This window comes from Sphingomonas sp. BRN-1R (assembly GCF_057748035.1).
On record NZ_CM173236.1, the window covers coordinates 4226255 to 4243599 of the forward strand.

A 17345-nucleotide genomic window follows, 5' to 3' on the forward strand; every position below is an offset into this window, starting at 1 on the left:
ATGCAGTCTTGCGGCATGAGCGAGCTGCAGCATCATCGTATCGCCGAGCTTTTTGCCGAGCTGAAACTCAACTCCGTACCCGAGAACTACAGCGCCCATGCTCAGGCAGCCGCCGCCAAGGACGCGACGTTCAGTGACTTCCTGGAGGACACGTTGCGGGGCGAGCGGGAAGCGCGTCGTACGCGGTCCCGCGATATACTCACGTGCACCGCTGGCTTTCCGGCCATCAAGACCCTCGACAGCTACGACTTCGGCTTCGCCACGGGTGCCCCGCGTGGACAGATCATGGAGCTGGCGAGCCTGGCCTTCGTAGAGCGTGCCGAGAATGTCGTAATGCTCGGGCCGAGCGGCGTCGGCAAAACCCATTTGGCGATCGCGCACGGACATCTGGCGGCGATGCGGGGCTGGAAGGTACGCTTCACGACCGCAGCCGACCTCATCCTGGTTCTCGAAACAGCGCAGCGCCAAGGCCGCTGGAAGGAAGTGCTGCACCAATCAGGCAATCATCATCGGCTGCTGATCATCGACGAGATCGGCTATCTGCCGATGGGGCGTGAGCAGGCGAACCTGTTCTTCCAGGTCGTCGCTAAGCTCTATGAGAAAGGCTCGATGATCCTGACGTCGAACCTGACCTTCGGCAGCTGGGATCAGGCTTTCGCAGGTGATGCTGTCCTGACAGCGGCTATGCTGGATCGCCTCCTGCACCATTCCACCGTCGTGTCGATCCAGGGTGAGAGTTACCGGCTCAAGGACGAGAAGCGCGCCGGCATCCTCGCCAAGCCAACCGCACCGGGATGAAAACGACGCCGCCGTGGGTGGGCTCGCCCCACCCACGGCAAAAGAAGAAGTGGGTCAGTTTTCAACCGGCGCTAAGCGTCCAAGTGGGTCAGAATTCAAACGGCGTTGACACGGGGCGGGTCAGCTTTCCTGCATGAAGTCTGAGCGGCGTTGGTCGAGGAGTTCATCGAAATAGTCGAGACCGCGGCGGGTGAAGGCGGTGGTGGACTCCGCGTCGTGGTCCAGGCTGTCGATGACGCTGAGGCAGCCGTCTTCGGGCGCCATCTCCTCAGCGAGTTCCTCAATCACGTCGATGTCTACGCCGAAGCGTCTCGCTGCAAAGCGAGCGGTGAACACCATCGACGGGGCGGCCATCAGGCGGCCTTCGCGACCTGGATCTGAGGCGTCCAATTCCACGGCAGCAGGTCGTCGAGCCGGGTCGCGGGGTGGTCGGCGATGCGGGCGAGCACGTCGGCGAGCCAGGCTTGCGGGTCGACGTCGTTGAGGCGGGCGGTCTGGATGAGCGTGTAGAGGATGGCGGCACGCTGGCCGCCCCGGTTCGAGCCGCAGAACAGCCACGCCTTGTGGCCGAGCGGCACGCAGCGGAGAGCACGTTCCGCAGCGTTGTTCGAGAGACAGACGCGGCCGTCATCGAGGAAGCGCGTGAACGCCTCCCAGCGGCGAAGCATGTAGAGACAAGCCTTCGTGAGGTCGTGGTTGCGCGACAGCTGGGCGCGCTGGTCGGTGAGCCAGGCGTGCAGTTCGCTCATCAGCGGCGCGCTGAGCTCCTGACGGACGGCGAGCCGCTCGGCGGCAGGCCTGCCGTTGATGGCGCGCTCGATGTCGAAGATCGCGTCCAGCCGCTTCACCGCATCGAGCGCGATGGGGTAGATCATGCCGGTCCGCTCGCCGCGGCTCTTCTTGCAGGCGGCGCCCTCGACGTCGGCGAGCTCGAAGAACTTGCGCCGGGCGTGCGCGAAGCACCCGGCCTCGAGCGCGGGGCCTGCGCCCCGACCATCGCGGTACAGCTCGCCGTAGCCGCCATAGGCATCGGCCTGGAAGATATCCGACCAGCTGGCGAGATGCGCCTGCGGGTGCTCACTGCGGCGGTCGCGCGAGTATTGGAAGAGCGCCGCCGGCGGGTCAGTGCCGGCAAACGGAGTGTCGTCGCGCACGTACACCCATAATCGAGCGACGTTGGTCTTGCCCTTGGCCATGACCGGCACCGTGGTGTCATCGCCGTGGATGCGCTCGGCGGCAAGGACATGCGCCTCGATACGCTTGTAGAGCGGCGTCAGCGCGAAGGCCGCGGCGCCGACCTGATCAGCGAGTGTCGAAACACTGAGCGGCACGCCCTCGCGCGCGAACCGCCCGGCTTGGCGGTTGAGCGGCTGGTGCTGCCCGTACCTCTCGAACAGCAGCATGGCGAGGAAGCTCGGCCCCGCCCAGCCGCGCGGCACGACGTGGAACGGCGCGGGCGGCTGGCTGATGGTCTCGCAGTCCCGACACGAGACCTTTTCGCGCACGGTCTGGATGACCTTCCACGACCGCGGGACCACCTCGAGCGTTTCGGTCACATCCTCGCCGAGCTTCGACAGGCGCGAGCCGCCACAGGCGGGGCACGAGCATGGTGCCGGGATGACAACGCGCTCGCGTGGCAGGTGCTCGGGAAACGGCTTCCTGACCGGCCGCCTGCGCTCGAACGGCGCGACGCTGGCGGTGGCGGCCTCGGCGGCGAGGTCGTCCGCATTGGCGTCCGCCTCGAGATCCGAGCTGGAGCTCCATCTGCTCGAGCAGGCGAGGGCTGCGCTCGGCGCTCGCGCCATACTGCTCCCGCCGGAGCTTGGCGATCTGCAGCTTCAGGTGCGCGATGACCTCCTCGATGGCGCTTTCGCGGGCGACCGCATTTGCGGCGCGGGCTTTCGCCTCGTTGGCGCGCGCGAGGGCAGCGGTGAGCAGCGCCTTGAGCGCTCCGACATCGTCCGGAAGGGGGCGAAACAACCGCTGCCACGGACGCGAGTGAATCATTCCCGGCCCCTTCGTGCAAGGCGATAATGGGCTATCCGGCGCTCGCCGGGCGCCAGTTTTACTGCGGGTTGCGCCAGTCGATGCCCTCGAGCAGGCAGGCCAGATGCGAGGCGGTGAGCGACACCGCGCCGTCCTGCGCCGAAGGCCAGACGAAACGGCCTTTCTCCAGCCGTTTGGCGTAAAGCGACATGCCGATCCCGTCGTGCCAGATGATCTTCACCGGCGAGCCGATCCGACTCCGGAACACGAACAGATCGCCGCCGTGCGGATCACGGTGGAGCCGCTGCACGATGAGCGCGAGGCCCTGCATGCCTTTCCTCATGTGGGTGTGGCCCATCGCGATCCACACCCGCGCGCCCGGAAGGGATCACCGCAGCGCCTTCAGCGTCGCAGCCGCCAGCGCCGGCGATGCTGAGGCGAAGATGCTGACGCGCTTGCCGCGCTCCAGGTCGATGACGATGGCTGGTGCAGTGCCGGAGGGCGGCGACGCCGGATCATCGACCAGGATGGCCTCAGAGAATGTAAGGACGGATGCGTCCGGCCCGGTCGGTGGCTGAACCCAAAGCTTTCGCCTCCAGGTGTAGATCTGCCCCGTCGAGACGTCGTGGCGACGCGCCACTTGGGCGATGATAGCTCCGGGCGCGAACGCCTCCGACAAAATCTCCAGCCGTTCCGCGTCAGTCCAGCGACGACGCCGCTCGACACCCGAATATACCGCGATTTGGCCCAAATACCGCTCCTATGAGTACTCGTACGAGCGCTCTTAGGAGCGGTTCCTCACCGGCTGGACAAGGCGGTGCCCGCCGGATGGACACGTTATCGGCAACCCGCTTCGAAGTGGACATCAGCGGGTCGGCGAGGAAGCCCGACTGCCGACGAAGGTGGGCGGGCGATCGCGATCCATCCGTCGCTCGCTTGTTGAGGCTGGTAATGGGAACGGTGGTCGTGTCGATCGCGAAGTCGAGCGAGTCGGCGATCCGATCCACGTCGGGCAGGAAGCCTTTGGACAGCGCCGTACCCATCGCGAGCAACGCGCTGAAGTCGGGCATCTCACGAAGCTCGGCCAAGGCGGCGCGGCATCGTGATCGCTGTCCAACATCCCGAACTGCTCGCGCACGCCGGCTGCCAGCACGTTTGCGATGATTACCGCGCGACAGCCGGCCCTCGGTCGCGGCATGCCTCGTCGTTGAGAGCCGCCGTCGCATTTACGCTCGGGAACCCCGCGCTGGACGATGGCAAGAGCGACACCGTGACGCGTTCCAACGCGTCACGGCAGCGACCTAGAACCGTACGCGAACGCCCGCATGTGCGCTGCCGCGATGGTCGGCATTGCCGCTCTCGCCGCTCAGCGCGCCGAACACCACCATGCGCGAGGAGACGCTCACATCCGCGCCGATCGCGGCGGTGGCGAGCACCGGCGCACGCTGTGCCCCGGCGGCGAGCAGGCCGTATCCGCCGCCGCCGAGCGCCGCGAGCGCGTAGGGCGTGCGCCCGTCGGCCTGATAGCGCACGCCAACCGACAGGTACGGTCGCACCGTCGCGTCTTGCGCGGTGCCGCCGCTGAACGTCATCGCGCCGTCGACGAAGACCGCGTGGTCGTGCGTCCGCGCCACGTCGAGCGCGAACGCGCTGCCTCCGGTTTCGGCGACACGATCGTGCGCCGTGCGGATCGCGGTCGCACCGATGCTGGGGCGCACCACCCAGTTTCCGCTGAGCGGTAGCGCATAGTCGAGGCTAAAGTCGGCAGTCCATCCGCGCCGGTCGTACCGCCCGGTCGCGGACCCGCCCGGCAAAGCGCGCCGGGTGGTCGCGTCGCCGCCGTCATAGGCGAGCGTCGCGCGCGCGCCGACGCGGGCGCCGGTCCAGCGCGCGTGCAGGCCCGCTACCACCCCGTCGACCGTCGTGCGTGCGCCGAGCGTCGCCAGCGTCTGCCGGCTGTTCAGATAGCCGACGAAGCCGCCAACCGACCACGCGCTGCTGCCCCAGCCGAGCCCGCCGAGGAAGCCATAGCTGTTGGTCTGCGCGCGCGAGGTTCCCTGCGCGTTGCTGTCGAGCGTGCGGACGTCCCCCAGCGCGCTGCCGAACGTGAACGCGCCCGGCGTCTCGCGCTGCGTACCGAACGCCGAGGATCGGCCGACATCGGCGAGTTGCAGACCGTTTTCGATCGTGATCTGGTCGGCCGAAGCATAGGCCTCCGGTGCCAGTAGCGCGAACGCCGCCGGATCGGACCCGCCCGCTGCGGTGACGAGTTGCGGCACCGCCGCCAGCAGCGCGTTGCTCGCACCCCCGCCGATCAGCACCGCGTTCACATAGTTGATCGCGCGACGGACCTGCGGCGTGAATGCCGCGTCGTTGAGAAATTCGCCGAGCAGCGAGATCTTGTCCGCCTGCTGCACCACCACGCCGAACAGCGCGGCGGGTTTGACGATGGTGGTGTAGCTGCCGGTGATCCCGCCGCTCGCGATGATGAGATCGCGCGTCGCGCCGGGCGTGACGCGCTGGTCGGCGACCAGTTGCAGCGTCGCACCCGACGCGATCGACACCGTGCCGTTGACGATGAGCTTGTCCGAAACGCTCGGCGTGATCTCGAACACCGAGACGGAGCTGCCGGCGAGCGCGACGCTGCCGTTGACCGTCATCGTGCCCGGCGACGCGCCGGGGCTGAGCGTGCCGTTCACGACGACGTTGCCGTTGACCGTCCCGGCCGAACCGAACGTCGCGTTGCGGCCGACCGTGATAGCGGGCACGCTGATCGTCGATCCGGCGAGGCCGACCAGACGCCCGCCGGTCAGGCTCAGGAGGCCGAACCCGGCACCCCCCGACACGGTCGCGTAGCCGGCGCTCATCCGCAGCGCCTCGACACCGGTGACGCTGCCGAACGCAACCGGCGCGGCCGCGCTGCCACCCGATACGTCGATGCTATCGTTGCCCGCGCCGCCCGACACCGAGCCGTTGAAGCCGCCGGCGATGACGAGATGGTCGTCGGCCGGCCCGAACACGAGCTGCGCTGCGGTGAGCGTCGCACCGGCGGCGACCGTCAGATCCCCCGCGACACTGGCGGTGCCGAAGCTGAACGCGCCGCCGGTCAGCGTCAGCGCGCCGCTCCCTTGCGCGACCAGCCGCTCGAACCCTGTCAGCGCGCCGCCGGCGAGCGTGAGCCCGTTGGTATAGTCGAGCGTGGCGGTGTCGTTGCCCGCGCCGCCTGCGACCGTCCCGGCCAGCGTCCCGCCGCGCGCCAGCGTGAAGCTGTCGTCGCCCGGGCCGAGATCGACCGTGCCCGCCAGCGTGCCGCCCGCTGCGACGGTAAGCGCCTGCGCGCCGCCATCGAAGGCGAGCGCCGCGCCGCTGTTGCCGAGCGTACCCGCCACCGTCAGCGCGCCGCCCGCAAGCGAGATCGTCTCGAAGTTGACCGCGGAACCGGTCAGCGTGACCGGCGCTTTCGCCGTGAAGCGCAGCGTGTCGCTGCCCGTGCCGCCATCGTAGCGACCGGCCAGCGTCGTCGCGCCGAGTGCGAGCATATCGTCGCCACCGCCAAGCGACACCGCCGCCACGTCGCCATCGAGCGCAACCGTCTCGGCAGCGGCGCTGCCGTCGATCCGGCCGATCGTGAAGCCGTCCAGCGCCGCCCGCAGCCCCGTGCCGGCCAGCGCGACCGACTGGTAAGTCTGGTCGAGCGTGAGCGCCAGCGTACCGCTGCCCTCCACCGACAGCTGCTGGAAGTTGCTGCGTGCACCGATGCCGGTGCGATCGCCGTCAAGCACCACGCGGTAAAGATTGGTGCCGCCGCCGCCGTCCACCACGCCACTGACCCGGCTGCCGGCGACTTCGGCAAAACTGTCGTTCCCCGCGCCCAGTCGCACCGCGCCTTCGATATGGCCGGCGTTGACGATGCTCACCCCGGCATCGCCGCCGGTGATCGTAGTAGCGCCCTGGGTGGCGAGCGCCTGCCCGGCCGCGACCGCCAGCGTGCCGCCATCGAGCGCGATGGTGTCGACGCCGAACCGGCCCGCGTAGATGCCGGTGCCGCTGCCGGTCTGCGTCAGGCTCGCGAAATGCGCGATCTGCGCCCCGTTTACCGTGGCGGTGCCGCCGGTCGCGTCGACACGGTAGCTGTTCACGCCGCTGCCGCCGTCGATCTGCCCGCTGACGCTGCCGCCGGCGCGCTGAACGAAGCGATCGTCGCCGCCACCGAGCACGACCGCGCCGGTGATGGTGCCGGCATTGTCGATCGTGTCCACCCCGTCGCCGAGCACGATCCCGCCGGTGATCGTGCCGGTGTTGACGATCCTGTTGTCGAACGCGTCGAAGGTTTGAATCGCGATGCCGGTCTTCGATCCTGTCGCGCTGATCGTGCCCGCGTTGGTCAGGTCGAGCGCGGTGTCCGCCACGACGACCGCATAGGCGCTCTGGCCGGTCGCGCTGATCGTGCCGCCCGCCGCGTTGGTGATCGTTCCCGACAGGCCGGTGCCGTCGACCAGCAAGCCGATCGCCGGTGGGGTGTACCGCGTAGGCTCACCCGTCCCCGTCGCGCTGATCGTGCCGCTGTTGGCGATCGTATAGGAGAGCGGCTGGATCGAATAGTAATCGGACAGCAACAGCCCGATCGCCTGCTGCCCGCTGGCGGCGGTGGTCTGCGACGACATAGTTCCGCTGTTGTCGACGCGGATGCTGCCGCCCGGGTCGCCGCCGGCATAGGAATAGCCGTCGACGATGATCGATGCGGCCGCGCCGCGATCGCTCGTGATCCTACCGCTGTTGGCGAAATCCACGCTCAACGCGTCGGCCGTACCGGTATCGAGCAGCGTCGCGAACAGGCCGCCATTGCTGATCCCGCCGGTATTGCGCGCCGAGATCGCACCGTCCGACACGAGGCTCACCGCCGGTTGCACGCCGTAATAGCCGTAAGGATAGGTCGGGCCATAGGATGCGAGCGCGGAGCCGGCGATCGTGCCGTCGTTGACGAAGCTCAGCGCGGGGCTGCCATATAGCGATACGGCCACATTATAGCTGTCGCTCACCGAGATCGCCCCGGTGTTGGTGAAGGATGCGGTGTCGGCGTCCACCCCGCCGCCCACGGTTGCGCTGTTCGACAGCGACGCGAGCGACGTATCGACGCTGGGCAGCGGGTTGAAGCCGCCGAGATAGTACGGCTGCCCGGTTGTCAACGCGCCGCTGATGTTGGCCTGATTGACGATAGCCCCGTCCCCGGCAACATACACATCGCCAGCGAACGTGTCGGATGCGGTGAGGGTGACGACCGTGTCCGCGCCCGCTGCCTGGACGAAGCGGCCGGTGAAATTGCGCAGTCCGCCCGACGTGAGATCGACCGTGCCGCTGCTCGTCAGGCTGCGACCATAGATGTTCGTGCCCGCTCCTCCATCGACGGTGCCCGACACGCCGAGCGTATCGCCGGTCTGCAAGAACAGGTCGTTGCCGTCGCCGAACAGCAGGTCGCCCGTGATCGTGCCGCCGTCGGCGACATAGGCGCTGCTGCCATAGGAACGCGTCGGCTGGCCGACGTAATAGGGCGTCAAATAGCCGAGATTGACGCTGCCGGTCACCGTACCCTGATTGACGAACGTGCTGGAGGACACCTGGACCGCGGTGCCGCCGGTGCCACCGATCGTCCCTGTCGCCGTGTTGGTGATCGCCCCGCTGCCGGTGATGGCGACGCCGCCGGTGCTTTCGAGACTGCCCGAGTTGAGGATCTGCCCGGAATAGGATGCGGACGCCGCGACACCGCCCACGCTGATCGTGCCGCGATTGTCGAGCGAGGTGACGCCCAGAACCCCCTGCGCGGTCGCGCCGCCGGCGACCTGGCGGATCGTTCCGGTATTAACGACATTGGTGCTGCCCGAGATGCCGGTGCCGCCGTCGAGCAGGATCGTGCCGCTGTTGGTGACGTTCGCACCGTACAGAATGGCGGCGGTGCTTCCGTACGTCTGCGCCTGCCGATCGGTCACGCTGATCGTGCCGGTGTTTGTGAAGGTGTCGTTCCCGCCGAGCGACACGGCGCCACCCGGGTAGGTGTTCGCCGTCCGCGTCACGCTCAGCGTGCCGGCGCTGGTGATGACGAGCGCGGTCGGCGTGTAAATGTTGCCGGCCGTATAGGCGAGCGAGGTCGATTGCACCGCGGGGGCGATGCTGGTCGCGATCGTCGCATCCAGCAGCACCGTGCCGACACCGGCGAACTGCAACGCCTGCGTGTTCGTGCTCTGACCGGTCAGGGTCAGCGTGGCGTTGTTCGCCAGCTCGTACCCGGGCGTCTGGAACGGCCCGACCGCGCCGAGCGTGGCCGACGCATCGGCGGACACGCGGTAGCGCAGCGACGCGCCCGCCCCGGCATTCACGGTGCCGGTGATGCCCGCGAAGGTGCCCGGCCCGGTGTTCACCAGATCGGTGACGAGCAGGCCGCCCGCGCCGAGCGTCAGGTCGCCGTTCAGGATGCCGCCGCTCTGCGCGATATAGCGCTGGCTGGCACCGCTGAAGGCGCTCGTGAAGATAACCGAGCCGTTGATCGTGCCGGCGTTCACCACCGTATTGTTGAAGGTGTTGGCGGTCATCGCCGTTCCGCCGTTGCCGACGACACCGGTGGCGGTGTTGATGAGCGAGCCGTATGCATCGACGACGACGGCGGTGCCGTTCGCATCGGTGGCGAGGATCGTGCCGCTGTTGGTAAGAACGATGGAGGTCTCGGTGCCTACGGTGGCACCGACGATGCGCCCGGTGTTCGTCGCCCGATATCCGACACTGCCGCTGAGCGTCACGCCGATGCCGCCGGTCGACGTGATCGTGCCGGTGTTGGTCAGTTCGCTACCGAACGCGTCGACTGCCGTGCCGGTGGCGGTGATCGTGCCGCGATTGACGATCGCGCCGTTGACCCCCGCCTGGACGCCGTTGCCGACCACGCTGATCGTGCCGGTGTTGACGATCGTCGGCGTATAAAAGAGTGCGAGCGCATAGGCCGACTCGCTGGCAGCCGCCGTGATGCTGCCGGTGTTGGTGAATGATCGAACGCCGTCGCCCAGAGTATCGGAGAACGCCTGCCCGGTGAACGCAAGCGCGCCGGTGTTGACGAGCGCGCCGCCGCCGGAAAGCGCGATCGTGCCCGGCGCCGCGAACCCGGGAGCGAGCGTGACGGTGGCGCCGTAGGTCGTCGCGATGCCGAGCTTCTGGAAGCCCGCGAGCATCGTGATCGGTGAGGAAAGCGTGGTGTCGCTGTCGATCGCGAACCGTTCGGTGTTGGTGCCGCCGCCAGCGTCGATCGTGCCGGTCACGCCGGTCGTCGGGGTGGCGGTACCGGTGTAGCGGATGATGAGCGTGTCGTCCCCGGCACCGAACAGAACGGAACCGTTGATGTGGCCGGCGGTCGAATCGACGAAGCTGGCGCCGTCGCCGGTCGTGACGTCGCCGTTGATCGTGCCCATATTGATCAGGCTGAGCGCGCCCACGTTGGCGATCGCGGTCGCGCCTGCCGTGCCGATGACGCCGCCGGTCTGGTTCTTGATGGCATAGGCATAAAAATAGGCCGGCTGGTTGGCGGCGATCGCAGCGCCGGTGCCCGCGTTGACGATGGTTCCGCTGTTCACCAGCGGGTTGTTGTTCGAACCGAGGATCACGGCCGCCGTCGAATTCGACTGGATCGTGCCCGTGTTGGTCCAGGTGCCCGAGACATAGCTGGCAGCGGCGTTGCCGATGGTGAGCGCGCTCGCGCTGCCGCCGTCGATCAGGCCCGCGTTGTCGAGCGTGCCGATCGGCCCGACGACGCTGCCCGTAATCGTGCCCTGCGCGCGATTGACGAGGCTGCTGATCGTCGAGAACGTCGTCGGATAGCCGTAAGGCGCACCCGTCACATCGCCGCTGATGGCAACGCCGCCCGTGCCGGTGAGCGTTCCCGCATTGTCGATCGTCAGCGAGGTCGAACCGGTCGTATTGCCCGCGCTCTGCCCCATCGTAATCGCGGTGGCGCCCGATACGACCGCGTTCGGCGCGACGGTCAGCGACAAGGACGTGCCGCCGCCCGGATACGCGCTCTGACCAGACAGCAGGCTGATGCCGCTGTAGGCGCCGCCCGTGATCTGCCCGTTCACCACGACCGTGGCGGACGTGTAGTACGGGATGTCGGCGATATCGACCGTCACCGCCGGTGTCGTCGCGCCTGCCACGGTGGCGCCGGTCGCGATGCTCAGCGTGGTGCCGGCGGTGGTGATGCGAATGCCGTCGGCATCGTTGCCCGTGCAGATGGTGGTGGCGTTCGCCACCGTCGGGTCCGGCGCGCATTGCGCATGTGCGACACCGGGCAGGTTGAGTATCAGCGCGAGGGAGCTTGTGCCGACTGCGAGCGAAAGACGACGCCGCAACAGAATGCGCGTGAAACCAGCCATGATGACATCCCCCCCCCCCCGGAAGCGATGCCCCCACCGCTTCGACTTACTTCGTAAGCATCCGTCCTAGCGGTCTTTTCCGGGCTGGGAAGATCAATAATGTCGGTCCGCCCGGGCGCGGCTACTGCCGTCGTTCGCGCGCATCAATGAACATGCATCAGCCACGCGGGCGCGGTGCCAAAGCCCCCTCACCGCTCCACGGAGAGCGTCACCGGTCCGATCAGCCCGGACGGACGCAGCGGCGCATCGGGGCGGTAGGTCGGCGCGGCGGTGAACGTGACTTTCTTCGCGCCCGGCTGCTGATCGCCGATCAGCCGGTTGACCCACAGATTGGCGACGCGCACCTCGATCGTATTGCTCCCGGCGTGCGCGAAGCGGCCGATATCGAGCCGGTAGGGCGCGAACCACGTCGTCCCCGCAAGCTGGCCGTTGATGCGGACCTCCGCCACGTCGCCGATCCGGCCGAGATCGAGCCACAGCGGCGCGCCCGGCCTGGCCTGTTTGGGCAAGGCGAAGCGGCTGGCGTAGCGCGCGACCCCGGAGAAGTAGCGCACGCCCGCATCCTTGCTCTGGTCGAGCGGCTGGAGCGTCGGCATCGTCGTGCCCGCCGGCGCGCCGCGACCGGGCTGGAAGCTGACCGTCCACGGCGCGCTCAGCGTGGCGAGCGTTACCGACGTTCTGGGCGCGACCGCCCGCGCAGGCGCGCTCGCCGGGGTGCGGAACAGCACGAAGAACGCGTCCTCCGGCCCGATATCGAGCGGGACGACGGTCTCCTCGCCCTCGGTGCGATACGAAACCGGCGCGGCAGTGCCGTCGATCGCGCGCCAGATCTCGGGCTGCTTGCCGCTGACACGGAAACGCGCCTCGATATGCTGGGGCGTGCGGGTCGCATGGCGGACGAAATAGAGGTCGCCATCCGGCAAGGCGCGGTGGAGGAAGCTGTAATCGGCAGGCGTGCCGCCGGTGACGCTGAAATCGGGAGCGACGCCGATCTTCGCCAGCGCCGCCTCCGGGTCGGTGCCGGCGATCACATGCGGGCTGCTCCACACCTGCCTGGCAAGCGCGGCGAAGGCAGCGGGATCGTCGCCCAGCGCCGGGCTGCGCACCGGGGCCATGCCGATCACCGTCGCCCCCTGTTCGACCAGCGCGGCGATGCGGCGCAGCACCGCCATGCTCATCACCCGGCTCGATCCGCCGAGGTACAACGCCTTGTAACGGGCACCGCCCGGCGCGACGAGATCACCGCCCGCGACGCTCAGGCGGTTGGCGAGGATGTCGGCATTGACGAAATCATAGCCGTAGCGCGTCGGGATGCCGGCGGGGACGCCGTGCTCGAACAAGGCGGTGATTGGAGCATCCTCGCCGGAGAACCACGCCAGATCGGCATGGTCGCGCCCCTGCTGGAGCAGGAACCCGGTGCGCGCGATGTAATCGACCCACGGCCTGGCCATCTCCGCCCAACTATCGTGGCGGTTGAAATACTGGCCGAAGATCATCAGGCTGAGCCCCGGCAGCTTGTCGTCGCCGGGCGAATGGACCGAGGTGTGGACGATCGGTCGGTTGACGCCGGAAACGAACTCCAGATCGATGATGTGTTTGAGGTCGGCGGGCGCGAACGCCCAAGGCGCGAACGCCGACGTCATGCTTTCGGCCGAGACGATGTTCTGGCCGTAGAGATGCGCGACCGATGCCGCGCCCTTGAGATCGCCGAGCAGGGTCGGGCGCGGTGCGCCGCCGTGGTTGAACGCCCACATCGCCGCCATCGGCACGTCGGTATGCGCGCGCATCGCCAGATCGTCGCCAAGCGTTGGGCGGCCGTTCTCGAGCGCTTCGCCATAGACGGTGAGGCCGTGTTCGTGCGCGACCTGCGCCACCGTCGCGTAATGCGCGTCCGCCAGCAGATCGGCGAGCGTCGCGCGGTAATCGTGCAGGAACGCATCGCTGCGCGCGGGCGAGCCGATCACCGCGCCGGTCAGCGCCGGCAGGAACGGCGTCGGATCATAGCCGCGCCGCGCCTTGAACGCGGCGACGATGCCGGGCGTCCAGTTCGACGGGCCGACCTCGATACTGTCGTTGACGATCGCGCGGATGCCCTTCTTGCCGATCCACTCCGCGCCGACCGCTTGCGTGTACTGGCCGAGATAGGTCTCCACGTAGCGGCGCACCGCCGCCGCATCGTATTTGTCGACCTCCAGCCCGGTCGCCTCGGGCGTGGCGGGGTGATTGGTCGTGCCGGTCAGCGCATAGCCGAGCCGCACGATCCGCCAGTCGCCGCCCTTGGGCGCGGTCCAGTCGAGCGTGCCGTCCGCGCGCAATCGTGAGGTGAGGTCGATCACGCGTGCCGGGTCGATGGCGGGCGCCGAGGGGGCGTTGCCTTCCAGCGCGTTGTAATCGGGCACGATCGCAAAGCCGGCCTTGACCTCGAACCGGTCGACCTTCGCCTCGCCGGACAGGCGGAAATCGCCGATCGCGAGCGTTTTGCTTTCGGCCCGCGCGAACACGTCGATGGTGATCGCGCCGGGCGCGCCATCGCCGAGACCGGGCGGCGTGGCGGTCTCGTTCGCGTTCAGCACCAGCCGGAAGCGGCGCGCGGTGACGGGGGCGAACGCGATGGTGGTCGCCGCCTCGGTCAGCGGCAGGCGGCCGATCGGTCGCCACCCCGCCGCCGTTTCCGCTTCCAGCGTCGGCAGATAGGCGGGATCGCCGAAGGGCGGGCGCGCATGCGGCACGAACAGCGTGGCCGACCGCACCGTCACCGGCTTGCCGTAATCGAGCAGCAGCGCGCCGGGGTGCGCGGCGTCACCCTTGGCGATCGCCGCCGTGCTTTGCAGATCGTCGTCGGCAAGCGGCGCTAGCGCGACAGCCGAACCGTCGGCCTGGGTGGCGCGCGGCTGCGGCAGCGGCACGGGGGCGACGGGATAGGCCAGCACCATCGCATCGGCGTAGAAATTTGGGGTGGCGGCGGCAGGCGCGCCGTTGCCGAGCGGATCGTCGAACGCGGCGCTCTGGAAGGGGCCGGTGGTGCCGGGCGGCGCGGGCAGCTTGCCGGCCCGCGCCCCGCCGCGCAGATCGGCCTGCGCCCAGACGAGCTTCTTCATGCCGTCGGCTGGCTTCACCCACGGGCCGCCGGTCTCGCTCCAGCCGGGCGAGGCGGCGATGGCAAATTCCAGTCCCTTCGCATCCGCCACCTGCACCGCATGGCGGAAGGCATCCCGCCACGGCGGCGTCATATAGACGAGCCGCTGATCGACGATCTGCGGCGTCTGGAGGCTCGCGTCGAAATTCTGGACGCCGCCGATCCCCATCCGCTCCATCCAGTCGAGATCCTTGTCGATCCCGTCCTTGCTGATGTTGCCGTTGAGCCAGTGCCACCACACGCGCGGCCGCGCCGATTGCGGCGGGTTGCGGAACCCCTCGGCAAGATCGTCGGCGCGCGCGGCGGTCGTGAAAATCGTGCAGGCGAGCAGGGTGGCGAGGCGAAAGCGGGGGCGAAGACGGATCATCGGGCAATCCTCATGGTCATGCGGCGCAGCACCAGGGTCGTGACGTTCGCACCGAGCGCACCGCCGTACAGCATCTTGAGGGCGAGCGCGGTGCCCCACGCGATCGCAGGCAAGGCGGCCGCGCTCGCCAGCGCGGCCAGCACGCCGCCCAGCGCCGCGCCGCCCAGCGCGCAGACGGCGGCGCGCAGCAGCACCGGCCGCACCGCACCGCCCAGCTTCGCGCGCGCGACGAGCGCGGGCACCAGCGCGCTCATCAGCGTGACCGCGATGCTTTGCGGTACGAAGTCGATCGCGAGCCGGTCGGGCATCCCCCAGGCGAGCGGATGCGCCGCCACCCCGAAGATGCCGAGGAAAAAGGCAAGGCTCAGCGCGGCGTTGATGCCGAAGCTGATCGCCGCCTCACGCCGGATCGAGATCATTTCACCGCCCCTGCGGTAAGGCCGCGCATCTGCATCCACGCGTAGAATTCGAGCATCAACAGCGTGGTCGTCGTACCGGGCTTGCCCATGCCGAAACCGTGATCGCCACGTTCATAGGCATGGAACTCGACCGGCACGTGCGCTGCCCGCCACGCCTCGATGATCGCATAGGAATGGTGCGAGAACAGGCTGTCGTCGTTGGCGATCGCAGCGAACATCGGCGGCGCGTCGTCGGGCACGTCGCGGGCGAGCAGCGGGCCGTAGATATAGCCGATGAAGTTCGGGCGGTCCGCGCCCTTCCCCTCCAGCGCCGCGTTCATCGTCGTCATCGCGCCGGCCGAAAAGCCGATCATGCCGACCCGCGCCGGATCGACGTGCCATCTGGCCGCGCCCGCCCGCACCATCTTCAGCGCGGCGAGCGCATCGAGCGTGGCGCGCGGCTCGCTGATCGCAGGTGCGGCGTCGGGATCGCGGAGCGACGCGGCGACGCGCCTGCCCATATAGGCGAACGCCTCCGCATCGGCAGCCGGCGTCGGGTTGAGCCGGTATTTCAGCACGAACGCGGCGATGCCGTGATCGGCGAGCCAATGCGCGACGTTCCATCCTTCGTGATCCATCGCCAGCATCATGAACGCGCCGCCGGGCGCGACGATCACCGCCGCGCCGGTCGCCTTGGCCGGATCGGGCAGCACGGGGGTGATGCTCGGCACGGTCACGTTGCGCACGGCGAGATCGCCCTCGAAGCGCACCCATTGCTCTGTGGATTTCGACGGCTTGGCGCCCGGATAAAGCGGGATCGCACCGGGCTCGGCCGGGGCCTGCGCGGGCACCGGGGTCGGCATCTGCGCGGCGGCCGGCGCGGCGAGCAGCAGCGCGGCGACTGTGGCGAGGGCGCGGATCACGCCCGCACTCACGACAGCGCGTTCCGGCGGGCGATCGCACCATAGATCGCCGCGCTCGGCTTGGGCGTGCGGGCGAAGGTGGTGCGATCGACGCTGCACAGGCCGAGTTGCGGCTTGTAGCCGAAGATCCATTCGAAATTGTCGATCAGCGACCAATGGCAATAGCCGAGCACCGGCACGCCGTCGTCGATCGCTGCTTTCAGCCCGGCGAGCGACGCCGGGATGAACGCGGCGCGGATCGTATCGTCGCTGGTGCCGACGCCGTGTTCGGAGACCAGGATCGGCACTCCGGTCGCGGCATGCGCATACCGCACCGATCCGCCGAGCGAGGGCGCCCACACCTCGACGCCGGCCCAGTTCACCACCGAACCCGCCGGCGGCGGCAAGCGCCCCTTGTCGCCCCACAACGCCCGCTCGTAATTCTGCACGCCCATGAAATCGTCGTGCCTGGCGACGTCGAGCCACGCGCCGTACAGGTCGTGCCGCATCCGGTCGCGCACCGAATTCCTGCCGACCGCCTCGTCATCGAACATCGACAGCGAGAAGCCGACCGGCAGATCGGGCCGCACTGCCTTGATCGCCGCCTTGCCCGCGGCATGGGCGGCAAGCAGCCCCTTTTGCAGCGCGGGCAGATCGTCCAGCCCGGCGACGTTCGCGCAGACGAACTTCGCCACGCCGAGCCGCTTCGCCGCCGTCTCGACCGTCAGCTTCTGAATGTCCCACACCGGCTGCGGCAGCATCGTTTTGAGCAGCAGCAGGATGTTGGGTTCGTTGAAGGTGATCGCGCTGGCGATGCCCTGCCCGAACGCGCGTGTCGCGCGATCGCAGAAGCGCGCGAACAGCGTGGCCGATTCGGGGTTGGTCCACCCGCCTTGCGCGCTGAACCAGCGCGGCGCGGTGAAGTGGCTGTAGGTGACGACCGGCGCGAGGCCCCGAGCATGACACCCCTCGATGATCGCCTTGTAATGGTCGAGCATCGCGCGCGAGAACTGGCCCTTCTCCGGCTCGATCCGCGCCCATTCGATGCCGAAGCGATAGGCGTTGAGCCCGATCGCCTTGGCAAGATCGAGATCGGTCGCCCACAGTTCGAGACTGTTGCAGGCGTCGCCCGAGGGTTCCTTGAAGATGGTCGGCTGCTGGTTCTCGATATACCACAGGTCGCTGGCGATGTTGTTGCCCTCGATCTGATGCGGCGCGGTCGATGCGCCCCACAGGAAGCCCTTGGGGAAGGCCGGGCTGGTCGCCCGCTTGCCCGCGCCGAACGCTGGCCCGGCGATCAGGCTTGCGCCGGCGGCGGCGCCGGTGGCCAGTAACGTCCTGCGATCCAGCATC

The 17345-nt window shown here is 68.6% G+C and carries 10 protein-coding genes and 1 pseudogene; 1 reads left to right on the forward strand and 10 read right to left on the reverse strand.

Translation table 11 applies throughout. The annotated features are described in order from the left end of the window. Window positions 1-15: 15 nt before the first annotated feature. The gene (istB, locus tag AC3ANX_RS19805; RefSeq protein ID WP_488334927.1) at window positions 16-798 is read left to right on the forward strand and encodes an IS21-like element helper ATPase IstB; all 783 of its coding nucleotides are present in this window, start codon (window positions 16-18) and stop codon (window positions 796-798) included. 120 nt (window positions 799-918) lie between these two features. Here istB and AC3ANX_RS19810 read toward each other — a convergent pair whose 3' ends face one another. The 10 genes and pseudogenes from AC3ANX_RS19810 to AC3ANX_RS19855 form a co-directional block, all read right to left on the reverse strand. After that, on the reverse strand, window positions 919-1152 hold the full coding sequence (locus tag AC3ANX_RS19810; RefSeq protein ID WP_488334928.1) for a hypothetical protein: 234 nt from the start codon (window positions 1150-1152) through the stop codon (window positions 919-921). After that, window positions 1152-2438 carry an IS66 family transposase gene (gene tnpC / locus AC3ANX_RS19815; RefSeq protein ID WP_488337013.1) on the reverse strand — a complete coding sequence of 429 codons (1287 nt, stop codon included), beginning with the start codon at window positions 2436-2438 and terminating at the stop codon, window positions 1152-1154. The genes AC3ANX_RS19810 and tnpC overlap by 1 nt, the downstream gene beginning before the upstream one ends. 42 nt (window positions 2439-2480) lie before the next feature. Then, window positions 2481-2805: pseudogene (locus AC3ANX_RS19820) on the reverse strand (hypothetical protein); the annotation flags it as partial. 58 nt (window positions 2806-2863) lie between these two features. Continuing rightward, window positions 2864-3115, reverse strand: coding sequence for an IS66 family insertion sequence element accessory protein TnpB (gene tnpB / locus AC3ANX_RS19825; RefSeq protein WP_488334929.1), 252 nt, complete (start codon window positions 3113-3115; stop codon window positions 2864-2866). A gap of 57 nt (window positions 3116-3172) precedes the next feature. After that, a complete protein-coding gene (gene tnpA / locus AC3ANX_RS19830; RefSeq protein WP_488334930.1) occupies window positions 3173-3535 on the reverse strand; it encodes an IS66-like element accessory protein TnpA in 363 nt (120 codons plus the stop codon). A gap of 550 nt (window positions 3536-4085) precedes the next feature. Beyond that, window positions 4086-11189: an autotransporter outer membrane beta-barrel domain-containing protein gene (locus AC3ANX_RS19835; protein ID WP_488334931.1), complete on the reverse strand. Its 7104-nt coding sequence runs from the start codon at window positions 11187-11189 to the stop codon at window positions 4086-4088. Window positions 11190-11377: 188 nt separating this feature from the next. Further along, a complete protein-coding gene (locus AC3ANX_RS19840; RefSeq protein ID WP_488334932.1) occupies window positions 11378-14692 on the reverse strand; it encodes a glycosyl hydrolase in 3315 nt (1104 codons plus the stop codon). Next, window positions 14689-15111, reverse strand: a complete 423-nt coding sequence (locus tag AC3ANX_RS19845) for a hypothetical protein (protein WP_488334933.1) — start codon at window positions 15109-15111, stop codon at window positions 14689-14691. The genes AC3ANX_RS19840 and AC3ANX_RS19845 overlap by 4 nt, the downstream gene beginning before the upstream one ends. Next, on the reverse strand, window positions 15108-15953 hold the full coding sequence (locus AC3ANX_RS19850) for an alpha/beta hydrolase (RefSeq protein ID WP_488337014.1): 846 nt from the start codon (window positions 15951-15953) through the stop codon (window positions 15108-15110). The genes AC3ANX_RS19845 and AC3ANX_RS19850 overlap by 4 nt, the downstream gene beginning before the upstream one ends. A gap of 68 nt (window positions 15954-16021) precedes the next feature. Then, a complete protein-coding gene (locus tag AC3ANX_RS19855) occupies window positions 16022-17344 on the reverse strand; it encodes a family 1 glycosylhydrolase (RefSeq protein ID WP_488337015.1) in 1323 nt (440 codons plus the stop codon). Between the last annotated feature and the right edge of the window lies 1 nt (window position 17345).

Excerpts from the sequence above, each read along its gene's own strand:
- istB (WP_488334927.1), top strand. The coding sequence starts at position 16 with ATGAGCGAGCTGCAGCATCATCGTATCGCCGAGCTTTTTGCCGAGCTG.
- AC3ANX_RS19850 (WP_488337014.1), bottom strand. The coding sequence starts at position 15,953 with ATGCCGACCCCGGTGCCCGCGCAGGCCCCGGCCGAGCCCGGTGCGATC.
- AC3ANX_RS19845 (WP_488334933.1), bottom strand. The coding sequence starts at position 15,111 with ATGATCTCGATCCGGCGTGAGGCGGCGATCAGCTTCGGCATCAACGCC.
- tnpB (WP_488334929.1), bottom strand. The coding sequence starts at position 3,115 with ATGCAGGGCCTCGCGCTCATCGTGCAGCGGCTCCACCGTGATCCGCAC.
- AC3ANX_RS19840 (WP_488334932.1), bottom strand. The coding sequence starts at position 14,692 with ATGATCCGTCTTCGCCCCCGCTTTCGCCTCGCCACCCTGCTCGCCTGC.
- AC3ANX_RS19835 (WP_488334931.1), bottom strand. The coding sequence starts at position 11,189 with ATGGCTGGTTTCACGCGCATTCTGTTGCGGCGTCGTCTTTCGCTCGCA.
- AC3ANX_RS19855 (WP_488337015.1), bottom strand. The coding sequence starts at position 17,344 with ATGCTGGATCGCAGGACGTTACTGGCCACCGGCGCCGCCGCCGGCGCA.
- AC3ANX_RS19810 (WP_488334928.1), bottom strand. The coding sequence starts at position 1,152 with ATGGCCGCCCCGTCGATGGTGTTCACCGCTCGCTTTGCAGCGAGACGC.